The organism is Mycobacterium sp. 1423905.2, from assembly GCF_001673155.1.
GTDB lineage: Bacteria > Actinomycetota > Actinomycetes > Mycobacteriales > Mycobacteriaceae > Mycobacterium.
Map to the genome: position 1 here is coordinate 19,646 of NZ_LZLE01000102.1, position 9,143 is coordinate 28,788.

Genomic DNA, 9,143 nt, shown 5'->3' on the forward strand with positions numbered 1-9,143 from the left:
GCCTGCCAGGCGCGATGGCGAAGCTTGCCGATCACAGTCACTGACCTCCTACCTCAGCGGGTAGCGGGGCGCCCACCGGAGCGGGCCCCGGCGGCGACAGCACGGGAGCGGGCGTGGGAGCGACCGGCCCCGGAGCCACGTTCGGTCCTGGCGGCGGCGGCTGGATGGGCACCGGAGCGTTCAGGCCGACCGGCGGCAGCACCGGGTTCTCGTCGTAGGCGTTCGGCGGCCCCGGCGGGGTCTGCAGGTTGGACTGGACGGGCGGAATGTTGGGCCCACCCATCAACTCAGCTAACGACTCCGGAGTCATCAGGCCGGCGGTGATCGGCCCCACCTGCACGCCTTGCATGCCCGGTGCGGTGATCCAGCCCTGTTGGGTGTTGCGGTGCGAGGTCGGGGTGTCGGGTACCCAGATGCCCGGCACGGTCGTGTCCTTGTAACCGTTGGGCGGCTGCAGCCGCGGTTCGGAATACGCGACTTCCTTCGGCAACACCTCGGCGGTGCTGAACAAGTTCAGACCGAACGGCAGGTAGTTGAACTTGATCGCATCCAGGATCGGCGCCAGGTATTGCGCACACAGTTCGGCCGACTCCTGGTATCCGCGACGGCTGGCGGCCTGCACCGAGCTGCAGATGAACTGCATCGGGTTGGCGAAGTTGACGATCGACGGAATCGCGACCACCGATCCGTGCGACGGGTGATAGATCTGGTTGATGTTGGCTGCGGCGGTCGGCAACACGTGCAGCGCTGTTTCCAGACCGTTGAGCGGATCGGGTTGCAGCAGCGTGTTCGTCACGGTGGCCAGGTTGTTGACGTCGGTCGTCAGCACCTGACGGTTCTTCTCCAGGAACGGGCGCACGGTGGACAGCAGCGAATCGAACTGCTGCAGGGCGTTGGACAGGTCGGTGTCCGAGTGCGCCAACCGGGTGGTGACCGACGCCAGGTTCTGGTTCAGCGCGACGAACTGCCGATCGTCCTGGTGCAGCGCGTTGACGAACAACGCCAGACTGCGCACCACCGCGAAGAAGTCACCCCGGCCCTCGTTCAACGCCGTCAACGCCTGCGAGAGGTTGTTCAGCGTCGTGTTGAACTGCTTGCCCTTGCCTTCCAAGCCGTTGGCGAAGGACTCGATCGCCTCACCGAACGGGCCGGTCGGCTGCTCGGGCGTGGGACCCAGCTTGGAGATGATGTTGGTGATGCTGTTGCGCAACTCATCCCACTCGACGGGCACCTGCGTGCGCTCGATCGGGATTACCGCGTTGTTGCCCAGCGTCGGGCCGCCCTTGTACGGCGGCTCGAGCTGGATGGCGCGGGAGGCGACCAGGGTCGGGTTGAGGATGACGGCGGACGCGTTGGCGGGGACCTTGTAGCTGTTCTCGTAGTGGAAGGTCACCTTCATCTTGTCGCCGGCCGGCTCGATCTTGTCGATCGTGCCGACCTGCAAGCCCATGATCTGGACCTTGTCCCCGGCGTAGAGCGCGTTGGCTTCCGGGAAGTAGGCGGTCACCGAGTTGGTGGTGAGCTTTTCGAACAGCTTCCAGCCGACGAAGGCCGCGACCAAGGCCAGCACCACCAGCAGCGACCCGATGATGATGGTCGCCCGCGACAGCGGCGGCAGCTTGAGGTTGCGGATGTCAAAGGCAGTACTCAATTCTGGCTACCTCCGTCCGCGCCACTACCGCCGGTTCCGCCCGGATTGATGAAAGGAGCCGGCAGGTTCGGCCCTGGCCCCGGTGGCGCCGGCGGACCCGGCGGCAACGCAGGTGCGAAGGTCGACGGCGGCGGCGTCGGGCCCGCGGGTCCCAAGTGCTCGGTGCGCGCACCGGGCGGTGCGTTCGGCGGCAGCGGCACCGGCGTACCCGGGACGTCCGGCGGCGGATCCCCGGGGCGGCCGGCGATCGGGATGCCCGGTGTGGGCGGCAGCCCGTTCGGGTTCGGCGGCGAGCTGAGCACGTCGAACGGCGCCGGGAAGCCGGGCCCACCGAACGGACCCACGCTCAGACCCTGGCAGGGCAACGGGTTGTCGGGGCGAGGCAACCCGTCGATCGGCGGCGTGTACGAGCACGGTGAGCCGGGCGGGACGGCCGGCAGCGGGTGCTCGGGGGTTCCCTCGAGTACCGGCGGGGCGGGCGGCGGTGCGCCGTTGGGGAACCGAGTCCCGTTGGGGTCGGGGAAACGGAACGCCGGCAACCCGGCGCTGCGCCAGAAGTCTTCGGGGTCCAGACCGCGCTTCTTGAACGCGGCGTCGATGAAGGGTTGGACGATCTGCCCCGGCAGCAGGTTGTGCAGCACCACTTTGAAGAACGGGCCGGAACCGATGGCCTCGTTCAACGACGGCAAGAACGTCCCCACCTCGACCAAGCCCTTGGCCACATCGTCCTTGCGCTCAACCAGGATGTCGCTGAGCTGATGCAACTGCTCCAGGACGTGATTGAGGTTGGGGTTGTCGTTGATCAGCCCCGACACCTGCTGGGAGAACGCCGAGACGTTGCTCAGCAACGCGTCGATGGCGCGGCCGCGTTCGTCGAGCGCGGCCAGCAGCGTATTGGCGTTGACCAGGAGCCGGTCCACTTGCTCGCTGCGGTCACCGAGCACGCTGGCCACTTGGTTGGCCTGGGCCAGCAGGTGCTTGACCTCTTCGTCGCGCTTGCCGATCGTGTCGGAGAACCGGGCCACCCCGTCCAACGCCGAACTCAAGTGCGGATAGGTCTGGTCGATGGTCTGCGACAGCACATGCAGCGACTGCTTGACGGTGTCGATGTTCCAGCCGGAGGCGGCTTTGGTCACGTCGAAGAACGCGTCGTAGATCTGGTAGGGCGTGGTGCTCTGGCCGATCGGCAGCATCCCGTTCGGCCGCAGCGGCTGGTTGCCGCGAGCGTCGATTTCCAGCACCTTCTTGCCCAGGATGGTGTCGGTCCGGATGTTCAACCGACTGTCGGTGCCGATGGAATAGGTACCGATGTTGAACTTGACTTGGATGTGGTCGCCATCGATCTTCATCGCTTCGACCTTGCCGACGTCCACTCCGGCAATGCGCACCTTGTCGCCCTTGTTGAGTCCGCCGGTGTCGGTGAACTGACCGTAGTAGCTCGGCTTGGCCATCAACATCGGCACACTGGTGAAGCTCTGGCCCACGCCGATGACCAGCACCGTGACCACGATGCCCATGAGGCCGATGCGAAGTCTGTTGGGCGGTTCCAGCGTTCTCATTGCGGCGTGCACCTACCTGTCGGCTGGTTGAAGAGCCGGACCGTTCGCACCGGCCCACCGGCCTGCAAGCCATTGATCTTCAGCAGGATGTCGCATTGGTAGAAGTTGACGAAGTCGCCGTAAGAGCCGATGCCGCGGCCGATCATGTTCAACGCGGTAGGCACCTTGCGGAGGTAGTCGTTGAGTTGGTCGCGCTGGTCCAGCAGCGGCTGCTGAATGGTGTCGAGGTTGTTGATGGCCTTGTGCAACAGGGCGCGGTTCTCCGACAGCAGGTCAGCGATCGTGCCGGTGGCATTGCTGATGTTCGCCGTTCCGGCAGCCAGCGGGTCGGCGTGGTCCTTCAACCCGGTGATCAGCACCTCGAGGTTGTTGATGGTCTGATCGAAATCCTTGCGGTGCCGGACGGTGGTGTCCAGCACGATGTTCAGGTTCTTGATCACCTCGCCGATCGCCTGGTCACGTTCTGCCAGTCGCGACGTCAACTGGGCGGTCTGGTCCAGGATGTTGTTGATGGTGCCGCCCTGTCCCTGGAACACGGTGATGATCACCGAGGTGATGGCGTTGACCTTGTCCGGGTCCAGCGCCCGGAACAGCGGCTTGAAACCACCGATCAGCGCGTCGAGGTCCAGGGCCGGCGACGTGCGGGCCGCGGGAATGAATCCACCGGGCGGCAGTACGCGGTCGGCACCTTCGCCTTCGCCCCGCTTGAGCTCCAGGTACCGGTTGCCGATCAGGTCGAGGTAGCGGATCTGCGCGGTGGTCGATTGATACAGCGGCACACCCCGGTCGACGTTGAATTTCACCTGCGCCCGCTTGCCACCGGCGACCAGCTTGATGTCACTGACCTTGCCGACCTCCACCCCAGAGGCGCGGACGAACTGGCCCTGGCGCAAGCCGCTGACGTTGTTGAATTCGGCGGTGTAGCTGTTGGTACGGTCGAAGCGCATCTGGCCGAACACCACGATGATCATCACGGTGAACAGCAGCAGCACTACAGAGATAATGCCGAGTTTGACGATGGTGCCGGTGATTTTCATGGGTTGATCGTGTTATCCCCTACCTGACGGCCCCACACATACTCGATCGCGTAGGGCGAACCGGTGTCGAGGTGGTTGTACGGGGCGATGCTGTTGCCGCTGTCCATCACCAGCTCGGGCGCGGGCCACAGGTCGTGGGTGATGTGCTGCCAGCATCCGGGTGCGCCCCCGGGGCCACCGCGAGCATTAACCCGGGGCAGGTTGTCCGGGTAGACGTAGGGGTTGGGCGCCCCACCGATCAGCCCGGCGAGGGAGCCGACCTGCGTCGCCAGGGCGGCGACCAGCGACACCGGGTTCAACAGCAGACCCAGACCGGAGAGCACCTTGGTGTCGGCGTTCAGCGAGTAGCCGTTGCCGCCGAGGAAGGACGCGGCCTTGGGCTCGATGTCGTGGTAGTTGCGCAGCGTGCAGAAGATCGCCGGGCTGTAGGTGTCCAGCAGCTGGGCGCTGGGCACCAGGTCGGCGGCGCCGCGGGCCAAGTACGGTCCGCCGCGGCCGATGACATCGGCGGCGGTGTTGCCGAACCCGGCCGCCGACAGCAGCGCGGCGTCGAGGTCCTTCTGCTGCTGGTTGATGGTCTTCGCGGTGACCGAGGCGCTGTTCAGGAATTCCAACAAGTCGGGCGCGGCGTTGGCATACGTGTCGCCCAGCGCCGCCAGCTGCTGGATGTCCCGTCGCGCCTGCGGCATCTGCGGGTTGACGTCGTCGAGGATCGCGTTGGCGTTGATGATCGACTGACCCAACTTGTCACCCAATCCGGACAGCGATTGCGCCGCCGCGCTCAGGGTCAGGTTCAGCTTGACCGGGTCCACCTTCTCCGCGATGGAGGTGATGGTCTGGAACAGCGTATTGATCTCCGTCGTGACGGTTCTGGCGTCGATCTCGGATTTCGGGTTCAGCCGGCCCTTGGCGGTGATGTTGCCGTTCGCGTCCTTGGGGGTGGTCAACGAGACGTACTTGCCGCCGAAGACCGTGGTCGCCTTGATGTCGGCGTTGACGTTGGCCGGGATCAGCTGCAGGTACTTCGGGTAGACCTCGAGGGTGAACTTGGCCGCCGGCTTGCCGTCGCGAACGATCTCGGAGATGTCGCCGACCCGGCCGATCTCCACGCCGTTGTAGGTGACCTTCGAGCCTGGGTCCATGACCAGACCGGCCCGCGACGACACCATCGTCAGTTTGGTCTTGGCCGTGAAGTCGCCGCGAAATTGGCCGTAGACCAGGGCCATGATCACGAAGAACAGGATGATCAGGCCCAATCCCGCCAACTTGTACGGCGGGTTGTGCATCTTGTTTTGCTTGAGCTTCGGTCCGGTCATGGCGCCTACACCGTCAATGCGAAGTTGGGATTGACCCCGTATAGGGCCAAAGCGGCACACAGCACGACGATCTGCACCGAGACCAGCGACATTCGCATCGAGCGACCGACGGCCTCGCCCACGCCGACCGGCCCGCCGCCGGCGTTGTACCCGTAGTAGCAGTGGGTGATCATGACGATCGCCGCGATCATGATCGCTTCCAGGAATGACCAGAAGACGTCCTCCGGGCGCAGGAACGTCCGGAAGTAGTGCTCGTAGGTTCCGTGCGATTGCCCGTACAGCGCGGTCGTGACGATCTGCGGCGACAGGAACGACATGATCATTGCCAGTGCGTAGAGCGGAATGATCACCACCAGCCCGGCGATGATGCGGGTGGAGGTCAGGTAGGAGACCGACTTGATGCCCATCACTTCCAGGGCGTCGATCTCCTCGGCGATGCGCATAGAGCCCAGTTCGGCGGTGGCCCCGGCGCCCACCGTGGCCGCCAACGCGATACCGGTGACGACCGGTCCGGCGATGCGCACGTTGATCAGTGCGGAGAAGAACCCGGTGAACGCCTCGACACCGATGTTGCCCAGCGAGGCGAAGCCCTGAATGGCCACCAGTGAGCTGCCGGACAGGGTCACGAAGCCGACGATGGCGGCGGTGCCGCCCACGACGGCCATCGCGCCGGTGCCCATGCCGATCTGCGCGATCAGCCGCAGCGTCTCTTTGCGGTAGTGACTAATGGCGTGCGGGATCTGCCCGATGGCGGTGACGGTGAACCACGCGAGGTGACCGGCTTCGTCGACGCCTCGGGTGACGGCGCCGGCATAGCGACTGACGTTCGCGGTGGCCCGGGGGAAGCGGGACTTGAGGACGGTGGCTGTCGACATGTCAGCGCCCCGTTCCGAACCGGACGCCGATGGTGGTCAGGATGACGTTGACCGCGTAAAGCGCGACCACGCACAACACCACCGTCTCGTTGACCGCGGTGCCCAGGCCCTTGGAGCCGCCACGGACGGTCAGTCCGCGGTAGCACCCGACCAGCCCGGCGATCAGCCCGAAGATCGCCGCTTTGACCGTCGCGATGATCACCTCGGGCAAGCCGGTGATGGTGGTCAGCGTCGCCAGGTAGGCACCGCCGGAGACGTTCTGCAGGTACACGCCGAACAAGTAGCCACCGACCAAGCCGACGGTGATGACCAAGGCGTTGAGCAAGGTGGCGACGAGCGTTGCGGCGATCACCCGCGGCACCACCAGCCGGTGGATCGGGTCGATGCCGAGCACCTCCATCGCGTCGATCTCCTCGCGAATGGTGCGCGCGCCCAGGTCGGCGCAGATCGCTGTCGACCCGGCGCCGGCCACCACCAGCACGGTGGTCAGCGGACCCAGCTGCGTCACGGCACCGATCGCCGCGCCGGCACCGGACAGGTCAGCGGCACCGAACTGCGCCAGCAGCACGTTGAGGGTGAAGATCAACAGCACGGTCAGCGGGATCGAGACCATGATGGTCGGCAGGATCGCGACCCTCATGATGAACCAGCACTGACCGATGAATTCGCGGTATTGGAACGGGCGGCGGAACACAGCTCGTCCGGTCAGCACGCACATCCGGAAGAACCCGCCGATAAGGGTGAGTGGCGTCTGCAGTTGATCGCGCGCGTAACCGATCAAAGTCGGTCGCGTGGACGTCGTCACCGCTGCCCCCTCACACCAATTCCCCAACCGAGGCATCGCGGCGGTTGGTGTTGCACCAGTCCTCCTTGCCCCGTCCCCACGTGTGTGACCCCCGGCTCATTACCCGCAGGTAGTAACGCAGACCACAGGAATGTACCCGATGGCCGTTCAGGTGGGAACCGGAGTCGCACAATTAACCCTTCGTCAACAGCTGGCAAACTTAACAGATCTGGAGAGCGTCCCTTCCTCGCTATGAATCCTTTGCGGCAGAGTGCTTTTCGCCCACTTGAGGGGCGCTGTATCGTACCCGCAGCTCAGTTTTGAGCACCTTCCCGGCGGGGTTGCGCGGCAGCGCGTCCACGACCTCGAGCGCCTTGGGATGCTTGTAGCGAGCAAGCCGCTCGGTCAGGTACTCATCCAACTCTTCGATCCGCAGGTGCCCCTCCGTTACAGCGGCCACGGCAATCGGCACCTCCCCCCACTTCTCGTCCGTTCGGCCTATCACCGCGACCTCGACGATGCGGGGATGACCGGCCAGCACGTTCTCCACCTCGGCGCAGTAGATGTTCTCTCCACCGGAGATGATCATGTCCTTCTTGCGGTCCACCACCCAGACGTAGCCTTCCTCGTCCATGCGGACGAGGTCCCCGGAATGAAACCATCCGCCCGCGAACGCCTCGGCGGTGGCCTCCGGATTGTTCCAATAGCCGCTCATCAACGTCGGGGCACGGTAGACGATCTCGCCGACCGCTCCGACGGGCACGTCGTTCATGTTGTCGTCGACCACCCGGGCGGCGACGGTCGGGATCACCTTGCCGACCGAGCCGAGCTTGCGGATCGCGTCCTCGCCCAGCAGCATGCAGGTGACCGGCGACATCTCGGTCTGGCCGAAGGCGGCCAGGATCTGGGTGCCGGGGAAGACCTCCGCCATCTGGCGCAGCAGAGTGTCCGGAGCAGGCGCCGCCCCCCACGAGATCACCCGCAACTTCAGGTCGCGGGGCCGGGCCTGCTGCTCGGCGCACACCGCCTGCCATTGAGCGGGAACCAGAAAGATGCCGGTGACCTTCTCGGCCTCGAGTACGTCGAGCAGCTGGGCTGGGTCGAACGCGCCCAGCGGATAGATGACTGTGGGTAAACCCAACAACATTCCGGTGAACATGTTGCCGATTCCAGCGATGTGGAACAGCGGCACTCCGATGAAGCCGACGTCGCTGTTGATGTTGGCGCCGTTGGTGTAGAGACCAGTCATCGTCTGGCCGGTGATGTTGGTGTGGGTCAGCACCGCGCCTTTGGGGCGGCCGGTGGTGCCCGAGGTGTACATGATCAGCGCCGGCGCATCGTTGGGGATGTCGACCGGTTCCGGTTCGTCACCGGGTTCCTCGATCAGGTCTTCATAGGCGAGTGCGCTGTCATCGGTCGAGCCGCCGGCCACCACGACGGTGTCCAGCATCGGTTGGATGCCGCGCACTCCGACAGCCACCGGGGCCAACACGGTTTCGGTGAGGATGACCCGCGCGGCACTGTCTTCGACCAGGAACGCGATCTCGGTGGGAGTCAACCGGAAGTTCAGCGGCACCGCGATGGCGCCCAGCATGTTGGCCGCCAGCACCGCCTCGACGAACTCCGGCCGGTTGAGCATCAGGATCATGACCCGGTCCCCGAAGCCGACCCCTCGGCGGCTCAAGGCACCGGCCAGCGCCCCCACCCGGCGTCGCAGGTCGGCCCAGGTTTCCGTAGTGCCCAGAAACCGGATGGCCGGTGTGCGCGGCTGCATCATTGCGTGCCGCTCCAGCTGGTTCACCCAGTTCTGCCGCCGGGCGAGGTATGGCTGCCCGAGACGGTGTGCCGCCGAGTGAGTCGGCTGACTGGCCAGTTGCGCGGTCAACTATGCCTTCCTTTCACATACGCACCGCTTGCGCCA

Annotated in this window: 7 protein-coding genes; all 7 read right to left on the bottom strand. The window is 65.3% G+C overall.

Annotated features, from left to right (window positions below; all coding sequences use genetic code 11):
* Window positions 1–37 precede the first annotated feature (37 nt).
* Window positions 38–1,651 (bottom strand): virulence factor Mce family protein, encoded by a 1,614-nt coding sequence (locus tag A9W95_RS05520; protein ID WP_067409591.1) that lies wholly within the window; start codon window positions 1,649–1,651, stop codon window positions 38–40.
* Window positions 1,648–3,210: a virulence factor Mce family protein gene (locus A9W95_RS05525; protein WP_067409592.1), complete on the bottom strand. Its 1,563-nt coding sequence runs from the start codon at window positions 3,208–3,210 to the stop codon at window positions 1,648–1,650. Before A9W95_RS05525 ends, A9W95_RS05520 begins: the two co-directional genes overlap by 4 nt.
* Window positions 3,207–4,247, bottom strand: a complete 1,041-nt coding sequence (locus tag A9W95_RS05530; protein WP_067409593.1) for a virulence factor Mce family protein — start codon at window positions 4,245–4,247, stop codon at window positions 3,207–3,209. The genes A9W95_RS05525 and A9W95_RS05530 overlap by 4 nt, the downstream gene beginning before the upstream one ends.
* Window positions 4,244–5,563 (bottom strand): MCE family protein, encoded by a 1,320-nt coding sequence (locus A9W95_RS05535; protein WP_067409594.1) that lies wholly within the window; start codon window positions 5,561–5,563, stop codon window positions 4,244–4,246. Before A9W95_RS05535 ends, A9W95_RS05530 begins: the two co-directional genes overlap by 4 nt.
* 5 nt (window positions 5,564–5,568) lie before the next feature.
* Window positions 5,569–6,438: an ABC transporter permease gene (locus A9W95_RS05540; protein WP_067409595.1), complete on the bottom strand. Its 870-nt coding sequence runs from the start codon at window positions 6,436–6,438 to the stop codon at window positions 5,569–5,571.
* A 1-nt stretch (window position 6,439) separates the two neighbouring features.
* On the bottom strand, window positions 6,440–7,243 hold the full coding sequence (locus A9W95_RS05545; RefSeq protein ID WP_067409596.1) for an ABC transporter permease: 804 nt from the start codon (window positions 7,241–7,243) through the stop codon (window positions 6,440–6,442).
* A gap of 229 nt (window positions 7,244–7,472) precedes the next feature.
* A complete protein-coding gene (fadD5, locus tag A9W95_RS05550) occupies window positions 7,473–9,107 on the bottom strand; it encodes a fatty-acid--CoA ligase FadD5 (RefSeq protein ID WP_067409597.1) in 1,635 nt (544 codons plus the stop codon).
* Between the last annotated feature and the right edge of the window lie 36 nt (window positions 9,108–9,143).

Coding starts and splice junctions, on each gene's coding strand:
- A9W95_RS05525 (WP_067409592.1), bottom strand. CDS start 3,210: ATGAGAACGCTGGAACCGCCCAACAGACTTCGCATCGGCCTCATGGGC.
- A9W95_RS05540 (WP_067409595.1), bottom strand. CDS start 6,438: ATGTCGACAGCCACCGTCCTCAAGTCCCGCTTCCCCCGGGCCACCGCG.
- A9W95_RS05530 (WP_067409593.1), bottom strand. CDS start 4,247: ATGAAAATCACCGGCACCATCGTCAAACTCGGCATTATCTCTGTAGTG.
- A9W95_RS05535 (WP_067409594.1), bottom strand. CDS start 5,563: ATGACCGGACCGAAGCTCAAGCAAAACAAGATGCACAACCCGCCGTAC.